The sequence below is a fragment of the Nitrospira sp. genome, from assembly GCA_030653545.1.
Classification (GTDB): Bacteria; Nitrospirota; Nitrospiria; order Nitrospirales; family Nitrospiraceae; genus Nitrospira_D.
Window position 1 is genome coordinate 1 of sequence record JAURZE010000027.1, and the last position, 17,843, is coordinate 17,843.

A 17,843-nucleotide genomic window follows, 5' to 3' on the forward strand; every position below is an offset into this window, starting at 1 on the left:
CTGGTCTTCGCCCGCATCCACGCCTCCAACGTCTGTTTCTGTTCTCCCGTCATCGGCAACGAGTCGGTTGGTTTCCACATACCCCAGACGATACCAGAACCAACCAATATTGGAAAGATATTACTGAGACACTACACTAGCTTTTTACTGGTCAGGGGCTTCGGAACCCGCATACCGCACACTCGCTCTTCTCATACTCTCTTACCTGGTTGTCTGGGGCGCGATCTTTCTGCGAAGCAATGCATCAAAGGTTGAACAAGCAAACCGATTCCTTTTGGCTGGGGCATCCATCGCACTCATTGTAGGTTTTCTAGAGCTACTCGTAGTGGCCGGTATCGTTGACTTCAGAACGATCCTCAGCACCCCTGTCCGGGAACCCTGGCACCATCCGGACAACCTGCTCGACCCCAAGCTCTTGCACATTCATAAACCGCACGATCGTTGGTTGTGGAATGGCGTTGACTATAGATACGACCAGTACGGGCTCCGGAATGACAGCGACTTGAACGCCGCAGACATGATCGTCGTGGGCGATTCCTTTGTGGAAGGATTGGGTGTTTCCTCTGCCGACCTGCTGACCACTCACTTGGCCAAATACTTGAATCGCCCTGTTGCTAATTTAGGACAATCTTGGTACGGCCCGCCACAGGAGCTGGAATTGCTCCGGCGATACGGGTTGAGACTCACCCCCAACGTGTGTACTTGGGTCTTCTTCGAAGGCAATGACCTTGCCGACATTTCCCGTTATAAGTCGGCCACTCAGGATTGGGAAACGTTTTCAAAGGATTTCCACTCATTCCGCCAGCGCGCTTTCACGAAGAACGCCCTACTTGCTTTGGATCGTCTTCTTATCTCAATGCACACACAAAGAGCCCATCAGGATTCCCACGAGACGGAGAAGGACATATCGGGGATTTTTACATCATCTTCGGGCACTAAGACTCGGCTCTATTTTCACTATAAGGGGCACCCGTTATCTTTAGACGATTACTCTGCCCTAGAGGACCTGCGCTCGATCCTCACCCAGGCGCACGAAGTCTGCCATGCTGTGGGAGCAAAGTTTCTGTTTGTTTTTGCACCGACCAAGTTCAGAGTATACAAAGACTTCGTTGAATTCGACCAGCAATCCCAGCCGCGATACTGGGTCACCAACGATCTCCCCAAAGAGATTGAAGCCATGACTCATAAAGCGCTACCGGACGCCGGGTTCTTAGACTTAACCACGGCCTTTGTAGAGCAGGCACGGCAGGGACCACTCAGCTACCTTGACTACGATAGTCATTGGTCACCCGAAGGCCATCGTGTTGCCGCAACTGCTATTGCCGATTTCACGTCGCACTGGGAAAGCAACAACTGAGGAGACAGTTGGAAGGCATGAGCAGGCTTCACAATTGAGGGTCTAGACTGTTCGAGAATCGTTCAGCTCCTACAATCACTGCTACTGCCCCTCACGTCGAAACGATTCAGTTGTGCCTTTGACCATACCTAAGCACATGAGCCCGATCCCGATCCAGACCAGCTCGCGGAATCGCCGCAACAGGGCAAAGGTAATCCCGGTGACATCGGAATAGCCGAAGGCTTGGAGCAACAGCAGATTCCCGCCGTCCTGCGCACCCAGACTGCCGGGGATGAAGAACGTTCCGCCTTTGATAAAGACAGAGAGGGCCCCAATCGAGATTGCCGACGATACATCGGCGGGACCTCCGAGGAAGTAGATGATGACGAACACTTCCAGCGCCTCAGCCAACCACCCCAGGAAGTACAAACCGGTAGACGCATAGAACGCCGCCTGGTGTCGGGTATAGAAATTCACAATCGTCTGATCAAGCGCCCGCAGCTTGTCTTCCCGTGCTTCGAGAAAGCCGATCCGGATACCAAGTCTCCTGAGCGTCTCCAACATCCAGGTAAAGAGGCCGCGCCGCTGCACGAACACAAAGGCCATGGTCCCGAAGGCCAACAGCCCGATGCTCAACAACCCTGCCGCTACGATTTGTCCAGACGAACCCTGCGCACCCAGTATCCAGAAGCCCAACCCGATCCCTAAAAGAATGAACAACACCTGAGCGATGGTCATGGTCGTTTTGGCAATGACAACGGACGCCAACCCTTCCACCATCGGCACGCCGGACTTCTGCAAGAGATAGGCTTTGAGCGGCTCCCCGCCCACATAGGCAGTCGGTGTCGTCATGTTCACCACTTCACCGGCCGTACGAACGGCAAAGACCCGCAGGAACGAGACCAACTGTCCGGCTGGACCAAGCGTGATCTTCCACCCATAGGCCTCGACGGCATACATGAGGAAGGAGGGAATAAGGATGACGCACAACGCCACCGGACCGAGTCTGGTCGCGGCGTTATAGATGTTCCCGGGACCGATATGCCAGACGATGAGACCGAGCGTAAGGAAGCCGACGAGGAGAAGGATGACTCTCAGCACGCGGATCGAATCCTATCTTCGGGATGCTCAAAACTGTCGAAGGTTCTCACCCACCCATCCCTCGGCGCGCCGAGACGCGCCTTCTCCGCGTCCGAGGCCGCAGGGTACGTAGCCCCCGAAGCGTACTGTGACCGGTACGTTGAGGGGGATGAGTTGCCGAGAACGAAGCTGGGGGCAGTTTTCAGCATCCCGCTACGCACGAGATCTTGCTGACGGACGAACGACCCACAGCATCAGCGCGGTGAACACCAGGGAACCGGCTGAGGCCATCCAGAGAAACCAATTCAGCTTGCCCAACAACGCCGCGATCAGGACAATCACGGAAAAGTCACGGCTGGCGACATTCTTCAGCATAAACTCGGACCGGGCCGCATGGGCCGGCGTCCTCCACCCGCTCGCCGCCTTGATCTTTTGGGCCCGCGTCACCAACACAAAGGACAAGGCGTTCCCGAGCACGGCAGCCGCACCCAACGCGAGCAGGATCCAAGCCTCGGCCTGTCCGGCCGACTGTTGGTATGCCCCCACGGCAATTCCGGCGAAGATGGCCATATGCACGACGTTGTCCATCGCAATATCAAGCCAGGCGCCGAACGGAGACTCGGTAAACGTGAGACGGGCCACTTCGCCATCGCAACAATCGATCACCGCTGCAAATTGAAACAGCAACGCCGCCACGATGGCCGACTCATAGGTCCCGACTCCGAAGCCCACGGCGGCCAGCAGCCCTAGCGCTGTCGCCACCATCGTAATCGCGTTGGGCGACGCCCCCATGGCCAGGAAAATCCGTGTGAGCCACCGAGATACCTTGCGATTGAAGTAGCGGTCGACGAATCCCTCGAACTCGCTCTTGAGCGAGGAGAACAGCTTCCGTTCGGCCGCCGGGACATCGGCTTGCGTCCGCACATCCTGGTACCACTGGGATGGATGCCCGTCCGTCCGCAGGACCCGCACCTGCCCATCGAGCGCCGCCCGCTCAATCCATCGTCGGATCGGCATGGCTCCGGGAGGGGTTTGAATATCCTGTGCCGCGGCCATAAGGCCGGCCGGCAACACGAGCAAATCCGCCGCAACCAGCGTCGCATCTTCGGCCCGGGGCGATCCGAGGGCGAGAAGCCGCTCGGCCTGCACCTTGACTGAAACCCGTCGATCTCCGGCTGTCCGCTGCGCGACCGGCTGCGCGACCAGAATCGCCTGTCCCTCCCGCACCTCGCGGCGCAGGGTTTCGATCAAGCCCCGAGAGAACACCCCTCGCACGCTCGCGACGAGACAAAACCCGGGGACTTCCGCCGCCATCGCCTCCCAGGTACGCGGATCATCGAGCGGGAACTCCCGGATTGGCATCCACCGCACAGGAATCGTCACGCGCGGGCCGCGGCCTAACGCCTGCTTAAGTTGATCTTCTTCCGGACCGGCGAGCACGATCAATTGCCGAATGCCGGCCCGTTGCAGCGTGAGCACGGCGCGTTGAAACAGCCCGATCCCCACGACCTGCGTCAGAGGGCCGGCACTGCCCGGTACACGATCAAGGGATTCGCCGAAGACACTGACCGATGGCAGCAGAATGGCTGTCGCCAGCCCCTGCACTTCTGCGCGATGCTGTATGAGACTTTCACTCATCGGGCAACCCGTCGCTCGCTGTTGGTCCAGTGAAAAACCTAGAGGCCGTCACGCACGATCTACAATTAAAGCCTGGGCAGGATCTCGCGTTCAGCCTTCGCCACATCTTCGGGAAAATCGATCTCGGTCCACGGCAAGCCGCCGATCTTTTCATGGCCGACCTTCACATCGCGGAAAAAGTCGATCAGTGCGTCTTCATACTCCATCTGCCAGGCTTCCCGATCAATAAATCTCCGGAGCGACGCGACGAGATGCGGCGAATCGGCATGCCGCACCTTGAGAAACCCTACACCTTCACCCGCATACTCATACCGCGCCGGCATGGTTTTCGTCAGCGCGATCACCCGCCCGCCTTCGACCACAACCATACATTCTTCGCCGGTCTGCTTCACCGATTCATCCATCAGCAACGCATTCTCGTAGGGCGAACTCACCAGCCGCTGTAAAATTTCCCGATGAAAGAGCACATCCGCATCCATGACAATCGTATCGTCGGTGAACGCAGTCCTGGCGATCCACAAGGACGAAATGCTGCCCCGATGGAACTGCTCGTTCACCAAAAAATTGACCCGGACGCCGCAGGCATCGGATTCGACGGCGGCGCGGATCATTTCCTGCTTGTAGCCGACGACAATGTCGGCTTGACGAACCCCCACACTCGACAAGAGCGTCAGATACCGGTGCAGCAAAGTCTGCTCGCCGATCTTGATGAGGCACTTCGGGTGATGCTGCGTGACGGGCCAAAGCCGCTTGCCGACTCCTGCGGCCAGAATGATCGCCTTCATGCCGGTTTACAGGCCTGTTCGAAGGCGTCGAGAAATCCGGTCAACTGCGCCTCGGTCAGTGCGCCCATGTTGGCCACACGGAAAATCTTGTGTTCCAATTGTCCCTGCCCCGCATAGATGACATAGCCCTGCGCCTTGAGGCGATCGTGCAACTGGTCATAGGTCACGCCGTCGGGAAGCGAGTAGGCGGTAATGGTGTTCGACTGGCGCTCAGGCGTCAGCATCGGCTTGACCCCCAGCTTCGCCATGCGCGCGCGGATCAGGGTCGACGCCTTCTTGTAGCGCAGAATCCGGTTCGCCACGCCCTCTTCCAGCAATTCGCTCAGCGCTTCGTCAAAACCATAATACACCTGCACCGCCGGCGTGAAGGGAATCGTGCCGCGGCCTTGATCGTCGACATAATGTGTGAGGTGGAGATACCACGACCGTTTCGGATACTGGCGCATCCGCTCAAGGAACCCCTTGCGTACCAGGACGAACGACACGCCGGGAAAGCCCTGAATGCATTTGCCGGCCGTGCCCGCCACCATATAGATATGCGACCCGGCAATATCGATCGGCTCTCCGCCCAGTCCGCTGACGGCATCGAGAATGAAGGCGCGGTTCTGACTGTCGACCACGTCGGCAATCTCTTTCACCGGATTGATCAGACCGGTGGTGGTTTCATGATGGACCATCGCCACCGCGTGCACTTCGGGATGCTGCCGCAACGCGAGCCGGAGACGCTCAGGATCCGGCCTGGCGGTCCAATCGTACTTAAGCTCAGACACACCCAACCGGTGCAAGCCGACCATCTGAGACAGGCGCTCGCCGTACACACCGTTATTCAGCACCAGCACCCGCTTGCCGTGAGGGATGGCGGACATCAGCGCGGACTCGACCGCCGCGGTGCCTGAGCCGGTGATGAGCACGGCGGCATACTCGGATTCCGCGCCGGGCACAAAGGCCTTCAGCAGTTTGCCTTGAATCCGGAGCAGCAACTCGGTGAACTCGGATTCACGATGGCAGATATCCGGCCGCAACAACGCCTGCCGCACCCGCTCGGACACATTGACCGGACCTGGATTGAGGAGAATCATTGTGTGAAGCCTTGTACTGCGTGACGCGGGAGGCGTAACACGCACGTCCGGAAATGTCTGACCCTATCACCTGTCACTCATTACCTACTTACTCAATGGCTTTCATAAACCGCTTCGTGATGTCCGGCGGCTCATAGAGCACCCGTCCGGCATCTTCGGCAAACTCATTGACCTTGATGAGCAACATGCTCGGCCCGTCTTTCTTCAGCATATCTTTGAACTCGTAGACAAGGTCCTCGCGATCGAGCACGCGCTCCACGCTCACATAGCCGGCCGCCTTGGCAACCTTCTCCAGCGGCACCACGTTCGAAATCGTCGGCTGGTTGCCGGTGGTGCCATACACTTCGTTGTCGAACACCACATGAATGAAATTCTTCGGCTTCAACGCGCCGACCGTGGCGAGGGTCCCCATCCCCATCAGCACGTTGCCGTCGCCGTCGAAGGTGATGACTTGTTTGTTCGGCTTGGCCAAAGCCACACCTAGTGCGATCGCGGGAGCATTCCCCATGGAGCCGATCATATAAAAGTGCGTAGGACGATCCGCAATCTTGTGCGCTTCGCGTGACGGGAAGCCGTTGCAGATGATCACGGGCTGGTCGGTCAGCAATTCGAGAAGCGCGGCCAACGCCTGCGCCCGGCTGATCAGGGTTCCTTCTTCAGGCCTCATGGATGCAACCCTTTCACGACACCCTTGGTAATCACCAGCGCAACGGGAATGCGTTGCTTCATAAAGGTCTCGGCCACCCACTTGAAATCTTCGACGGCGGTTTTCTCAGTCAGCGTCCGGTGCGGAATCTTCATGGTGTCGAGAAACTGCGGCATCACCTCGCCCATCACCAGATGCTCCGGAGCATCCTTGCCCCCTTGGCCGCGCCAGGACACGATCAGAATACAGGGCTGCCGGTAAATCATGTTCAACGAGATAAGCGTATTGAGAGACGTGCCGAGCCCGGAATTCTGCATCAACACAGCAGGGATCTTCCCCGCCATATAGGCGCCGGCCGCCATTCCTACCGCTTCGTCTTCGCGCACCGCCGGCGTATAGAGCCGCCGCACCATCAGTTCCGCAATAATGCCGCCCAGGATCGAGTCCGGGACTCCGGTAAAGAAGTCGACTCCTATATCCTGCAAGGCCTGAACAAATGCATCACTTTCAATCATCTCGCTCCCGATCCTTTGTCGATGCCGTTGTGCTGAGCCCGCTGGGCACAGTCCCGTTCTAAAAGCCGGCGCATTATAAGACAGGGCTGCGCGCATTCTCAACAAAACATCCCGGTTGCGCCGACCCCGACGCCATGGTAGCGTGCGAGAATGGATCGTGTTTCGGATCGTTCGCGACACCATGAGTAACCATTTGCTCCGGCGTCTTCTCCTCGGGCTGGTCTGTGTTTCCAGCGTGCTGCACACGTTGCCGGTGTCTGCCGTCCCGATGATCAACGACCCGAAAGGGTTTCAGAATCTTGCCTGGGGGACCGTGCTGAAGGGACGCACGGATGTAGTCCCGTCACGGACCGGCCCCCATATCACCGAATATCGTTCCACGACCGGCCCCGCCACCTTCGCCGGGGCTGAAATGACCAGCATTCTCCTCCTGTCGGTCGATGATCAGTTCGCCCGCGTCACCATTCGCTACCAGGGCGAGCAGATCCATGCCCAGGTTATGCGATTCCTCGAAACGCAATTCGGGCCGTTGGAACGTATCCCCGGGCAGATGGCGCGGGGACTGAATCAGCAATATAATTGGCGTGGGCCGGAAACCGAGATCAATGTGACCTATCAAGCCAACACCGAACGCGGGTTCATCTTCATCGATAGCCGCACGCTGGCGCCGCGATTCAACGACCATATTACGGACTCCGCTGAGTAAGGGAATCTGAAACACGATGATCCGCTTCCCATTCGGCCTGACCACCCTGACCCTCGGGCTTCTATTCCAGTCGGCTCTGGCGCTGGCCGTCCCGATTCTCAACGATCCAAACGGGTTTGAAGGGCTGCCCTGGGAGTCGGCGCTGACGGAAGGCGACCAGTTCGCCAAAGTCGAAGAAGCAGGTCGCTTGCTGTCGTATGAGCTGAAAACCGGAAAGCCGACGCTCGGAACGATTCCGGTCGAGGTCTTGCGCTACACAACTTTTGACGGAAAGTTCGGCCGCGTGCTGGTCCGCTACCAGGGCAAAGACACGCACGAACAGATCCTGACCTATCTGCAAACCCAATATGGTCCGCTCGATCGCACGCCGGGACAGATCTCGGTGGGCCCTATCCGCGTCTATGCCTGGCATGGCTTCGACACGGAAATTACGCTCCGGTACGAGTCACGAATCGAACGAGGGATCATCTTTTTCGAGAGCCGCATTCTGCGCGAAAAACTCTCGGAAGGAAATTCAGGAACGGTCTTCTAAGACCTGATTTATCTCTCGCCTCCGTACGGACGTTTCCCAAGATCGCTAAAACCGGCTTCATTTCACGGGATATAACCCCGCTCCCCATATCCATCAATCGTTGGCTTTTCAACCAATACTCCTTCATGTTGTTCGATAGAGGCGGAGCTACTCACTCTGCTCGCCCCCCACTCAAAGAAGGGTATCACCCCCTCCACTCAGGGAATTTCAAGCATGCGCAAATCACGGTACAGTCAGACCACGAAACACCCGACAAGGGTAGAAGCATCACCACCTAGACATAGATCTGAGGCCAATATGAGCATGAGAAAGTCCTTCCCCGAGCCCCCGAAGCCGATGCGGCCGGCCTATTCCAGCCTGGACAAACGCTATACCGAACGACTCGCTATCAGCTGTAAGGTCCGATACAAGGGCGACATCCCTAGTCAGCCTCATGCCGGACAGGGGCTGACCAAAGATATCTCCGTATCGGGATGCAAGATCATCAGCGATCGCCCGGTCACTCGGGGAACCCTCCTCAGTCTTACTATTAATCTTCCCGATGGAGAGGGTCCGCTGTGCCTCACTTCAGCGCATGTTGTCTGGGTGTCGGGGTGCCAATTTTCCGTTCGATTCATGCAGATCTCGCAAGACCAGCGGAAACGGCTGCAAGCCTGTATCTGGAAAAACATCTCGCATGCGACCGTTCACGATCAGCGGCCCCGATTCCGGCTAGTCTAAACTCCCTGTTCCACAGCTCCTTCGCAAGGCCTCGACGGTACATCACCGCCGGGGCCTTTGCATATCAGGAACCGGCAGCGCCCTGCCCGAATGAGTCCTCAGGGGCCAGTTCCAGCCGGTCATGATCTCCCCCGCCTCTTCACATTCCGGCAATACCGACAGACCTGATGCGGGTTCAGCACCAATGCTGACACGGCTTTCTGATATAGCCCCCCTTCAGGAGGGTCCCCTCACCCCCCGCCTAGGGGGCTGTCAAACGGCCTGCCTCGGGGTAGGGTTACACCATCAGGACAACGCAAACGGCCGCGAGGGGCCGGGAAGGAACCAGACCATGGAACACACCAAGACATACGCAGAGCAGGGCTCCCCGATGATCGCTCGGCACGAAACGGATTCCCGTCAGAACCTGCAAGCCTGCTATTCGGGAATGGATAACGGCCGGTTTGTCATTGGCGATGGAACCATCACCGCCGTTTCAGCCGACAGGATGCAGATCCATGGCGATTGCCCGGTAAAACCCGGGATGGAACTCGCCCTGATGGTCGCCATTCCTGACTCGGATGATCATCTCTACCTTGTGGGCGGACAGGTGTCGTCATCCACATCGCAGTCCTTCGATGTGGATCTCCGGCAAGTGCCTGAGGCAACCCGGCAGCAACTAGCAACCCTGGTGCAAAATCGCCGGGAGGCGCCGGCAGACTTCTGTTATGCGGCGTAGTCACGCCATGAGCCACAGACACGGGAACAGAAAGAGAGATCTCGCACAATGAGTTGGTGGAAATCAGATTCGACAACCTCACCCTCACACACCGCCCTAGCCGGAGCCGAGCGCCGGCGGGATCCGCGGATCGGCGGGACCTTCAAGGTTCGGTATTCGGGCACGGAAGGCCAAAAGATTGTGCTGGGCCACGCGACCATCGTTGACCTAAGCCGCCACGGCTTCGGCCTCACTGGCGTCCGGGGGCTCAAACAGGGAATGGAACTCGCGCTCTTTCTCGAACTGCCCGAGGCTGAACGCCCTCTCTGCATCCCGCAAGTGCGGGTACTCTGGATGGATGGCCAACGCTGCGGCATGCAGCTCCCACCTCAGAAAGTCGGGACGATGAATTGGATGGATGCCCTCCTTGACTGTCACTAGACCGCGACGCCCGTCACGGCGTGAAAGGATCCGGTTATGACACTGCACCCTGTCCCGAAGACACCAGGGTTTTTCAATAGCCCCATGGCTGAACGACGCGGGATCAACCGCATCCCCCTCTCGTTCGGCCTGATGTATTCCGGCTCGAACGAAACCGACGTCATCATGGGCAATGGCACGGTTGTCGACATGTCGCGGGGAGGATTGGGGGTCCGGGGCAACCAACCGGTCACGGTCGACATGGGTCTCACCCTGTTTCTCTCTCTGCCCGACAAGAAAGATCCGCCCTTCGTCATTCAGGCTCAGGTCGCATGGGTCCACGAGCACCGGTTTGGCCTGAAGCCCCCACATAGTCCGGGCACCTCGGAACACCGCATTCAGCGGTTTCTCCATACAATCTTTCACACGACTCGTACCGGCGGGAAAGCCTAACAGGAGCACCCACGATGTCTTCAGCCACCGCGCAACAGAATCAGCCATCACGAGCAGACCAGCGACAGACCTATCGCATCACCGTGACCAGACGCCTGCAGTTTGCGCAGCGCCATAAAGCAACCCGGACCGGCAAGGCCTTCCTGCTCGATCTCTCTGATGTCGGATGCAGCCTCGAAAGCAAAAGCCGTCTCACCGTGGGAGAGAGACTGGCCCTGGTCCTCGAGCTTCCTCAGACGGTGCTGATTACGGATGCGCAGGTCGTGTGGGTCGACGGGTCCCGGTACGGGCTGAGCTTTGCGCGCGTGAGTCCGCTCGAACGTTCACGCCTTCGCCGGTTTCTGTGGAAGCACCTCCCCGATGCCGCCATGAGCGATCTTCTCCCGCTCTTTGCCGTGGTCGAAGAGCCGCACCATTCACAGACACGCCAACACATACTGAGATAACGGCCCCCCTTCGATTCAAGCCATTGCTTGTCTTCCCCGTTCTGGCCGTGCTACCTTTTCGGTGAGTAATGACTCACTTACATACGATGACGCGGATAGCCCAACCATCCAGACAGTCCAGCACCGAGCGCCAGGCGAGCCTGATCCAGGCCGCGACGACACTGTTTGCCAAAAAAGGCTTCAACGGCACGACGACGAAAGAGATCGCCAGGGCCGCCGGTATCAGTGAAGCGCTGGTCTTCAAACACTTTCCGACCAAGCGCGCCCTGTATGCGGCCATCCTTGCGGAAAAAGTCACGGTCAGCGAACTCCTCAGCGCGATCGAGGAATCCGCCAAAAAGCGGGACGACCGGCGCGTGTTCACCTTGATCGCCAGCTACCGGATTCGCCCCGGCGTCGACCCCACCTTACTGCGGCTCCTGCTGTTCAGCGCGTTGGAAGGCCACGAATTGTCCGACATGTTTTTCGGCAAGCACCACAAAGTCTTCTACGACCATCTGGCAACCTACATTCACACGCGGGTTGAGGACGGCGCTTTTCGACAGGTCGATCCCCTCTTGGCCGCCCGCGCCTTCATCGGCATGGTCGTCCATCATCGCCTGCTGCACGAAATCTTCGGGGTCCCGATCGATCGGCCCTATGATGACACCGTCTCCACCTATGTCGACATCTTTCTCCAAGGACTCGTAGCGGTGCCTCGCACCAGCCGCCCCAGGAAAGTAAGGACCCGGATATGAGGTCGTTGAAGCAACACCCCTTCGTCATTCTCGGCGTGATCATTTTCTTCGCCGTCACCGCGCTGGTGGTCTTCCGTCTGAGCAGCGGCGCCAAAACCGATAACAAGAAGACGCGCGTCATCACGGTGGGAACGACCCTCCCGTTGAAACAGGACCTCCCTATCCGCCTGGCCTACACCGCCGATATTATTCCCAACCAGGTGGTGAACCTCTTTTCACGGGTCGATGGCTACATCGCCAAAATTCACGTGGACAAGGGGGATCACGTCAAACCCAATCAACTGCTGGTGGAGATCGACCATACGGACTATCAACATGCCGTCAATCAGGCCAAGGCGAACCTCGCAGCGGCCAAGGCGAAGGTCGCGCAACAACAAGCGGCCGTTCGCAATGCAACGCTGACGCTCGACCGGATGCAAGCCCTCATTAAAGATCAGTTTGTCTCGCAGCAGGATTTAGACAACGCGCAGGTGAACTTCGACGGCGCCTCTGCCGCCCTGGAATCCCTCCAGGCCCAGGTTAAGCAGATGGAGGTCGCGCTCGCCCAGGCGGAGACGAATCTCGCCTACTCCTATATCCGCGCACCCTTTGCTGGCTATGTCGCCGAGCGCAACCTCGATCCGGGCGCCAACGTCACCAGCGCCACCGCCAGCACCTCGGCCAATTCGCGCGGCATCCTGAGCCTGCACGAGATCGAAACCGTGCGGATTTTGATCGAAGTCGTCGAGAAAGATATTCCTCTTGTCCATATCGGGCAGAAAGCAGAGGTCCGCGCCGAAGCCTATCCCGATCGCGTATTCGACGGAACGGTCACCCGTATCGTCCAGGCACTCAATCGCGCCACTCGCACCATGACCGTCGAGATCGATCTCTCCAATAAGGACCGGGCGTTGAAGGGCGGCATGTTCGCGCGTGTCGAAGCCCTGGTGGGTACCCACCAACAGGCCGTGCAAATCCCGATCGACGCCGTCAGCCGGCTGGAAGACGTGCAGTATGTCTACATCGTGCGGGACGGCAAGGCGCAACGCGTGAATGTCGAAATTGGCGCCCGCCAGGAGAATCGCGTGGAGATTACGAAAGGGCTGACCGGCAGCGAACAGGTCATCGTATCAGGCAAAGACCTCGTGCACGACGGCACCCCGGTGCAGACGCAACCGCTTCCGCAGTCCTGAGTGCTGAGTCCTGAGTGCCGAGTCAAATTTTCCGATATGGGGGAATGCGTAAGAGTTTTGCGGATATATTCACAATGACTATTCACTCAGCACCCAGCACTCACCGCTCAGCACTTCCATTATGTGGCTGACCCTACTCGCACTCAGGAATCGTATCGGCATCCTGATGTTGTCGCTCGCGATGGTGGTGCTGGGCGTCACCTCGCTGGAACGGCTCCCCGTCGATCTCTTCCCCAACATCCAGGTACCCGTCGCCTTCGTCGGAGTCATCTATAAGGGGGCACCGCCGCTCGACATCGAGCAAAGCGTCGTCTATCCCATCGAAAAAGCCGTGAGCTCCGCTTCCAACGTGGAGCACGTCGAGTCCTTTTCCAAACAAGGCATCGGCGCAGTCCAGATCTGGTTCAACTGGGGCGCCGACATCAATGTCGGCCAGATGGAGGTGATGCAGCGCATCACCCAGATTCTGAACAGTCTGCCGCCCGGCATCTTGCAACCCTTTATCGTCAAGTTCGACGTCTCCAATATCCCGGTGTCCTTCGTGACGGTCTCCAGCGACGATCTGGACGAACGGGCGCTCTACGACCTGGCCTACAACACGATCGCGCCGCAGATCGAGCAGATCGCCGATGTTGCCGCCGCAACGGTCGAAGGCGGTAAGATCAGACAGATCAACATTAACCTGGACCCGGCCCTGCTCAACGCGCGCGGGCTCTCGATCCTCGACGTCGTCAAGTCCGTCAAAGCGGCCAATCTGATCCTCCCATCCGGCAATTTGAAGGCCGGCAATCTCGACTACAACGTCTTCACGAACAATCAATTCAAGACGGTCGATCCGATTCAAGACGTCATCGTCAAGGTGAATCAGCAGGGCAATCCCGTCCGCGTGCGCGACGTCGGAACCGTCACCGATTCCTCCGACATCCAGACCAACATCGTCCGTACCGACGGCACCAGGGCCGTGTATCTCCGCGTGAACAAGCAACCCATCGCCAATACCGTGGGAGTCGTAGACGCCCTTCGCGCCGCACTCCCCAAGATGATCGGTATTCCGCCGGGCGTGAAACTCGGCATCTCCTTCGATCAATCCGTCTACATTCGCCAGTCCATTCAGAACCTGATCGAGCAGGCCCTGCACGGATCACTGCTCGCGGCCGCCGTCATTCTGATTTTCCTGCGCAATCTGACGAGCACCCTGATCATCTCCGTTTCGATTCCGCTGTCGATCCTGGTGACCTTCATCGTGCTCTACTTCACCGGCCAGACCTTGAACGTCTTTACCTTGGGTGGACTGGCTCTGGGCATCGGCCGGCTCGTCGACGACTCAATCGTCGAACTGGAAAATATTCAGCGGCATCTCAATACGACTCCGCGCCGATGGGACGCGATCCTGGAAGCCGCCCGCGAAGTGGCCATGCCGATCTTCGCCTCGACCGTCACGACCGTGGTCGTCTTCCTGCCCATGTTCTTCGTCGTCGGCATCGCGCGCTTGCTGTTCATTCCGCTGACCGTCACCATCGCCATCGCCCTCTTCACCTCCTTCTTCATCTCGCGCACGGTCACCCCGGCGCTCTGCTACAAGTTTCTGAAGCCCGAACAGGAGGCGCACCGGTCGATGCCGGCCTGGTTCGTGCGCCTCATGGACTGGAGCCGGGACCGCTACGAATCGCTGGATCGGAGTTACGAAGACTCGTTGCGCTGGGTGCTCGCGCACCGCCGTCTGTTCATCGCCACCATCGTGCTGATCTTCATCGGCTCCCTCATGCTGCTTCCGATGATCGGCACGGAGTTCCTGCCGGTCTCGGACGAAAGCCAGTTCCGCATCGTCCTGCGCGCCCCGGTCGGCCAACGCGTAGAAAAGACGGAACAGCAGGTCGCCGAAGTCGAACGGGTGCTCAGAGAAAACATTCCGCCTGATGAACTAGAAACGATGGTCTCCAGCACCGGCGTCCTCGCCCAGGGCCGCTCCTCCCTTTTCAATCCCAATACCGGCCCGCATACCTCCGTCATCTCCGTCTACCTCACACCGCCGGACAAACGGACGCGGAACCAGGTGCAGGTCATGAATGACGTGCGGCCGAAAATCATCAAGCTGTTCCCCGGCGTCGCCATGTTCTTCGATCCGGGTGGATTGGTAAAACGGGTGACCAGTTTCGGCTCGCAGAAATCGATCGACGTCGAGATTTACGGATACGATTTTGAAAAGGCGCGCGGCGTGATCCGCCAGGTCGAAGACGCCATGCACAAGATACCGGGAATCGCCGACATCGAAGTGAGCCGCGAAGAGAACTACCCGGAGATCAACGTGGTGGTGGATCGGGAAAAGGCGGCGCTGCTCGGCATCAGTGAAACCGACGTTGCCAACGCCGTGCTGTTCTCGCTCAACGGAAACGGCCAGACCGACCCGATCATCTACACCGACCCGCAGAATGGAAATGAGTACTACATCAGCGCCTGGCTGGCCGAAGAGCACCGCAAGGACCTGACCGACCTGGACAACATTCTGCTCACCACGAAGGCAGGAGAGCCGGTGCTGCTCAAGAACGTGGCCTCACTGAAGCTGAACGCCGGACCGGTGAAGATCGACCGGAAATATTTTCAGCGCGTCGTCCACATTACCGCCAACCCCACCACGCGCCCGTTGGGCGCCATTGCCAAAGACCTGGAGTCGGCCTTTGCCGCCATCCAGTTGCCGACCGGATTCACCATCAAGCTGGCCGGGCAGATTCAGCAACAGCGGGAAACCTTCCAGGGCCTGCAGTTCGCCACCGTCCTCGCGTTGGCCCTGGTCTACATGGTGATGGCGGCGCAGTTCAAATCGTTGATCGACCCCTTCATCATCATGTTCTCGGTGCCGATGGGTTTCCCCGGCGTGATCTTGATTCTCTTCCTGACCAACACGACTCTGTCGACCACCTCGATGATGGGCATCATCATGATGCTCGGGATCGTGGTTTCGAACGGCGTGCTGCTCGTCGATTATACGAACGTCTTGCGCCGCAGAGGCTACTCGTTGGCGGACGCGGTCATCACGGCCTCGCGCACGCGGCTGCGTCCGATCCTAATGACCTCGCTCGCGACCGTCTTCGGCCTGTTGCCGATGGCGATCGGCTGGGGCACCGGCGGAGAAACCAACGCGCCCCTCGCGCGGTCCGTCGTCGGAGGGCTCAGCGTCTCGACGTTGCTGACCCTCTTCCTCGTGCCGACTATGTATATGATTTTTGAAGAATGGTTCCCGAGGAAATTCAACGAAGAGCAGACGGCTGCCGCTCCCGCCCCAACCAACCCGGTTCCGGCACTGGAGTAGCCCCGGCTCAGCCCCTACTCAAGCCGGTTCAGACGGCGCTTCTTCCTCCGGCCCTGGAACTTCCAAACTGGCGCGACCCAGCGTGCCGTCGCGAAAATCGGCTAAGAGAATCCTCGCCGCCTTGTCCCGATCCAACGCCCCGCCGCTTCCGGCCAACAGACAACCGCGTTTTTTGGCGATCGCCTCGATCACCCCGGCATTCGTCAGGCCCTCGGTCACAAAGCCGTAGCGGGCTGTCAGCCTGGCGGGATACCGCTCGAGCAACTTTCCGGCAAGAAATTCGGCGACGGTCTCGTCATCCACGACCGTGTGTCCGACGGCATTGATCGTCGCGAGCAACAAACCTACCTGTGGATCTTTGATCGTTCCCCAGAGCAGTCCGGGCGAGTCGATGATGGCCATCTTGTCGTTCAGCTTGTGCCGCTGTTGCACTTTGGTCACCGCCGGTTCGTCCCCCACACGGGCGATGCGCCGCTTGAGGAGTGTGTTCATCAGGGTCGATTTGCCGACATTGGGGACACCCATGATCAGCATGCGTAGCGGCTTGACGATACTGTTGCGATGGGGCGCGATCTGCTGACACAACCTGGGGATCTTGGCCGCGTCACCTGCCCCCTTGCACGACAGAGCCACCGCCGTCACACCCTCTTGTTGGTTATACCGCTCGATCCAGGCCTTCGTGACCGCCGGATCGGCAAGATCGGCCTTGTTCAGAACCTTAAGGCATGGACGCTGCCGGGGCAGACGCAACTCCTCGATCAATGGATTACAACTGGCCTGGGGGACCCGCGCATCCAGCACCTCGACGACGACATCGATCGCTTCCATCGTCTTGGCCGCTTCTTTGCGCGCGGCATTCATGTGACCGGGAAACCACTGTATCGACATGATGGGGCGTCTTTCTGATCAAAAGGACAGGTGCACAGCGTCGCAGAGAGGAGTAAGAGCCGTCAAGCACAGGCTCCGCGCGTGCAGTCAGCCACGAAGAATTGAGCGATGAACAACCGAGGGGAAGTCAGGCCCCGAGAGTAGGAAACAGCGCTTTGAGCTGCATGGCCAGGCCCATATCTCCGCTCACCCGAAGGCGGCCGGTCATCACGCTGGCCGGAACATTGAGCTTGCCGTTGAGCAACTTCAGACAGTCCTCCCCCGCCATAGAGATCGTCACCTGCGGATCGGCATGCACCCCTGACTGCACCGTACAGGCCCCATCCTTTACCTGGACCGAATACTGCCCGCCCTGAGTGCCGCTCAGATCAAATTGATACACGACGACCACATCTTCGGCGGCATCCCGATCGAGTGAGTCCGGAAGCAACTGGAAAAATTCACCGATGGTGGAGAGTTTCATGAATGGATAGAGGAGAGGTTGTCGGTGACGGCAATGGGGGCCACGGATCTGTGGCCCCCACGCGCAGGCAATTCAGCAACTAACTAGTGTAGTGTCTCAGTAATATCTTTCCAATATTGGTTGGTTCTGGTATCGTCTGGGGTATGTGGAAACCAACCGACTCGTTGCCGATGACGGGAGAACAGAAACAGACGTTGGAGGCGTGGATGCGGGCGAAGACCAG

At 58.6% G+C, this 17,843-nt stretch carries 19 protein-coding genes; 11 read left to right on the forward strand and 8 right to left on the reverse strand.

Annotated features, from left to right (window positions below; all coding sequences use genetic code 11):
- The first annotated feature begins 274 nt into the window (after nt 1–274).
- Nucleotides 275–1,357 (forward strand): GDSL-type esterase/lipase family protein, encoded by a 1,083-nt coding sequence (locus tag Q7U39_14795; protein ID MDO9119226.1) that lies wholly within the window; start codon nt 275–277, stop codon nt 1,355–1,357.
- 81 nt (nt 1,358–1,438) lie between these two features.
- Here Q7U39_14795 and Q7U39_14800 read toward each other — a convergent pair whose 3' ends face one another.
- The 6 genes from Q7U39_14800 to Q7U39_14825 all read right to left on the reverse strand — a co-directional run bounded on the left by Q7U39_14800 (nt 1,439) and on the right by Q7U39_14825 (nt 7,079).
- The gene (locus Q7U39_14800) at nt 1,439–2,437 is read right to left on the reverse strand and encodes a lysylphosphatidylglycerol synthase transmembrane domain-containing protein (GenBank protein ID MDO9119227.1); all 999 of its coding nucleotides are present in this window, start codon (nt 2,435–2,437) and stop codon (nt 1,439–1,441) included.
- A 192-nt stretch (nt 2,438–2,629) separates the two neighbouring features.
- Nucleotides 2,630–4,054 (reverse strand): CDP-alcohol phosphatidyltransferase family protein, encoded by a 1,425-nt coding sequence (locus tag Q7U39_14805; GenBank protein ID MDO9119228.1) that lies wholly within the window; start codon nt 4,052–4,054, stop codon nt 2,630–2,632.
- 65 nt (nt 4,055–4,119) lie between these two features.
- The gene (locus Q7U39_14810) at nt 4,120–4,839 is read right to left on the reverse strand and encodes a phosphocholine cytidylyltransferase family protein (GenBank protein MDO9119229.1); all 720 of its coding nucleotides are present in this window, start codon (nt 4,837–4,839) and stop codon (nt 4,120–4,122) included.
- A complete protein-coding gene (locus Q7U39_14815) occupies nt 4,836–5,918 on the reverse strand; it encodes an aminotransferase class V-fold PLP-dependent enzyme (protein MDO9119230.1) in 1,083 nt (360 codons plus the stop codon). The genes Q7U39_14810 and Q7U39_14815 overlap by 4 nt, the downstream gene beginning before the upstream one ends.
- Nucleotides 5,919–6,006: 88 nt before the next feature.
- Entirely contained in the window at nt 6,007–6,585 is a 579-nt protein-coding gene (locus Q7U39_14820) for a thiamine pyrophosphate-dependent enzyme (protein ID MDO9119231.1), read from the reverse strand.
- Complete coding sequence (locus tag Q7U39_14825; protein ID MDO9119232.1) at nt 6,582–7,079, reverse strand: thiamine pyrophosphate-binding protein; 498 nt, start codon at nt 7,077–7,079, stop codon at nt 6,582–6,584. Before Q7U39_14825 ends, Q7U39_14820 begins: the two co-directional genes overlap by 4 nt.
- 157 nt (nt 7,080–7,236) lie before the next feature.
- On the opposite strand from Q7U39_14825, the gene Q7U39_14830 reads away from it, so the two are divergent.
- The 10 genes from Q7U39_14830 to Q7U39_14875 all read left to right on the forward strand — a co-directional run bounded on the left by Q7U39_14830 (nt 7,237) and on the right by Q7U39_14875 (nt 16,269).
- Nucleotides 7,237–7,785: a hypothetical protein gene (locus Q7U39_14830; GenBank protein ID MDO9119233.1), complete on the forward strand. Its 549-nt coding sequence runs from the start codon at nt 7,237–7,239 to the stop codon at nt 7,783–7,785.
- A 16-nt stretch (nt 7,786–7,801) separates the two neighbouring features.
- Nucleotides 7,802–8,317 (forward strand): hypothetical protein, encoded by a 516-nt coding sequence (locus Q7U39_14835; GenBank protein MDO9119234.1) that lies wholly within the window; start codon nt 7,802–7,804, stop codon nt 8,315–8,317.
- A 297-nt stretch (nt 8,318–8,614) separates the two neighbouring features.
- Entirely contained in the window at nt 8,615–9,037 is a 423-nt protein-coding gene (locus Q7U39_14840) for a PilZ domain-containing protein (protein MDO9119235.1), read from the forward strand.
- Between the two features lie 331 nt (nt 9,038–9,368).
- Entirely contained in the window at nt 9,369–9,755 is a 387-nt protein-coding gene (locus Q7U39_14845; GenBank protein ID MDO9119236.1) for a hypothetical protein, read from the forward strand.
- Between the two features lie 48 nt (nt 9,756–9,803).
- Nucleotides 9,804–10,175 (forward strand): PilZ domain-containing protein, encoded by a 372-nt coding sequence (locus Q7U39_14850; GenBank protein ID MDO9119237.1) that lies wholly within the window; start codon nt 9,804–9,806, stop codon nt 10,173–10,175.
- Between the two features lie 36 nt (nt 10,176–10,211).
- Nucleotides 10,212–10,607, forward strand: a complete 396-nt coding sequence (locus Q7U39_14855) for a PilZ domain-containing protein (GenBank protein ID MDO9119238.1) — start codon at nt 10,212–10,214, stop codon at nt 10,605–10,607.
- Nucleotides 10,608–10,621: 14 nt separating this feature from the next.
- Nucleotides 10,622–11,053 carry a PilZ domain-containing protein gene (locus Q7U39_14860; protein ID MDO9119239.1) on the forward strand — a complete coding sequence of 144 codons (432 nt, stop codon included), beginning with the start codon at nt 10,622–10,624 and terminating at the stop codon, nt 11,051–11,053.
- A gap of 86 nt (nt 11,054–11,139) precedes the next feature.
- Nucleotides 11,140–11,790: a TetR/AcrR family transcriptional regulator gene (locus tag Q7U39_14865; GenBank protein ID MDO9119240.1), complete on the forward strand. Its 651-nt coding sequence runs from the start codon at nt 11,140–11,142 to the stop codon at nt 11,788–11,790.
- Nucleotides 11,787–12,962, forward strand: coding sequence for an efflux RND transporter periplasmic adaptor subunit (locus Q7U39_14870; GenBank protein MDO9119241.1), 1,176 nt, complete (start codon nt 11,787–11,789; stop codon nt 12,960–12,962). Before Q7U39_14865 ends, Q7U39_14870 begins: the two co-directional genes overlap by 4 nt.
- A gap of 121 nt (nt 12,963–13,083) precedes the next feature.
- Nucleotides 13,084–16,269 (forward strand): efflux RND transporter permease subunit, encoded by a 3,186-nt coding sequence (locus Q7U39_14875; protein MDO9119242.1) that lies wholly within the window; start codon nt 13,084–13,086, stop codon nt 16,267–16,269.
- Between the two features lie 18 nt (nt 16,270–16,287).
- Here the strand turns inward: Q7U39_14875 and ylqF are convergent, their stop codons facing one another.
- Together ylqF and Q7U39_14885 are read right to left on the reverse strand one after the other, a co-directional pair.
- Nucleotides 16,288–17,157, reverse strand: coding sequence for a ribosome biogenesis GTPase YlqF (ylqF, locus tag Q7U39_14880; GenBank protein ID MDO9119243.1), 870 nt, complete (start codon nt 17,155–17,157; stop codon nt 16,288–16,290).
- 127 nt (nt 17,158–17,284) lie between these two features.
- Nucleotides 17,285–17,620, reverse strand: coding sequence for an SCP2 sterol-binding domain-containing protein (locus Q7U39_14885; GenBank protein ID MDO9119244.1), 336 nt, complete (start codon nt 17,618–17,620; stop codon nt 17,285–17,287).
- Between the last annotated feature and the right edge of the window lie 223 nt (nt 17,621–17,843).

Coding starts and splice junctions, on each gene's coding strand:
- Q7U39_14825 (MDO9119232.1), bottom strand. CDS start 7,079: ATGATTGAAAGTGATGCATTTGTTCAGGCCTTGCAGGATATAGGAGTC.
- ylqF (MDO9119243.1), bottom strand. CDS start 17,157: ATGTCGATACAGTGGTTTCCCGGTCACATGAATGCCGCGCGCAAAGAA.
- Q7U39_14820 (MDO9119231.1), bottom strand. CDS start 6,585: ATGAGGCCTGAAGAAGGAACCCTGATCAGCCGGGCGCAGGCGTTGGCC.
- Q7U39_14870 (MDO9119241.1), top strand. CDS start 11,787: ATGAGGTCGTTGAAGCAACACCCCTTCGTCATTCTCGGCGTGATCATT.
- Q7U39_14805 (MDO9119228.1), bottom strand. CDS start 4,054: ATGAGTGAAAGTCTCATACAGCATCGCGCAGAAGTGCAGGGGCTGGCG.
- Q7U39_14850 (MDO9119237.1), top strand. CDS start 9,804: ATGAGTTGGTGGAAATCAGATTCGACAACCTCACCCTCACACACCGCC.
- Q7U39_14815 (MDO9119230.1), bottom strand. CDS start 5,918: ATGATTCTCCTCAATCCAGGTCCGGTCAATGTGTCCGAGCGGGTGCGG.
- Q7U39_14855 (MDO9119238.1), top strand. CDS start 10,212: ATGACACTGCACCCTGTCCCGAAGACACCAGGGTTTTTCAATAGCCCC.
- Q7U39_14835 (MDO9119234.1), top strand. CDS start 7,802: ATGATCCGCTTCCCATTCGGCCTGACCACCCTGACCCTCGGGCTTCTA.
- Q7U39_14875 (MDO9119242.1), top strand. CDS start 13,084: ATGTGGCTGACCCTACTCGCACTCAGGAATCGTATCGGCATCCTGATG.
- Q7U39_14865 (MDO9119240.1), top strand. CDS start 11,140: ATGACGCGGATAGCCCAACCATCCAGACAGTCCAGCACCGAGCGCCAG.
- Q7U39_14860 (MDO9119239.1), top strand. CDS start 10,622: ATGTCTTCAGCCACCGCGCAACAGAATCAGCCATCACGAGCAGACCAG.
- Q7U39_14840 (MDO9119235.1), top strand. CDS start 8,615: ATGAGCATGAGAAAGTCCTTCCCCGAGCCCCCGAAGCCGATGCGGCCG.
- Q7U39_14885 (MDO9119244.1), bottom strand. CDS start 17,620: ATGAAACTCTCCACCATCGGTGAATTTTTCCAGTTGCTTCCGGACTCA.
- Q7U39_14810 (MDO9119229.1), bottom strand. CDS start 4,839: ATGAAGGCGATCATTCTGGCCGCAGGAGTCGGCAAGCGGCTTTGGCCC.
- Q7U39_14845 (MDO9119236.1), top strand. CDS start 9,369: ATGGAACACACCAAGACATACGCAGAGCAGGGCTCCCCGATGATCGCT.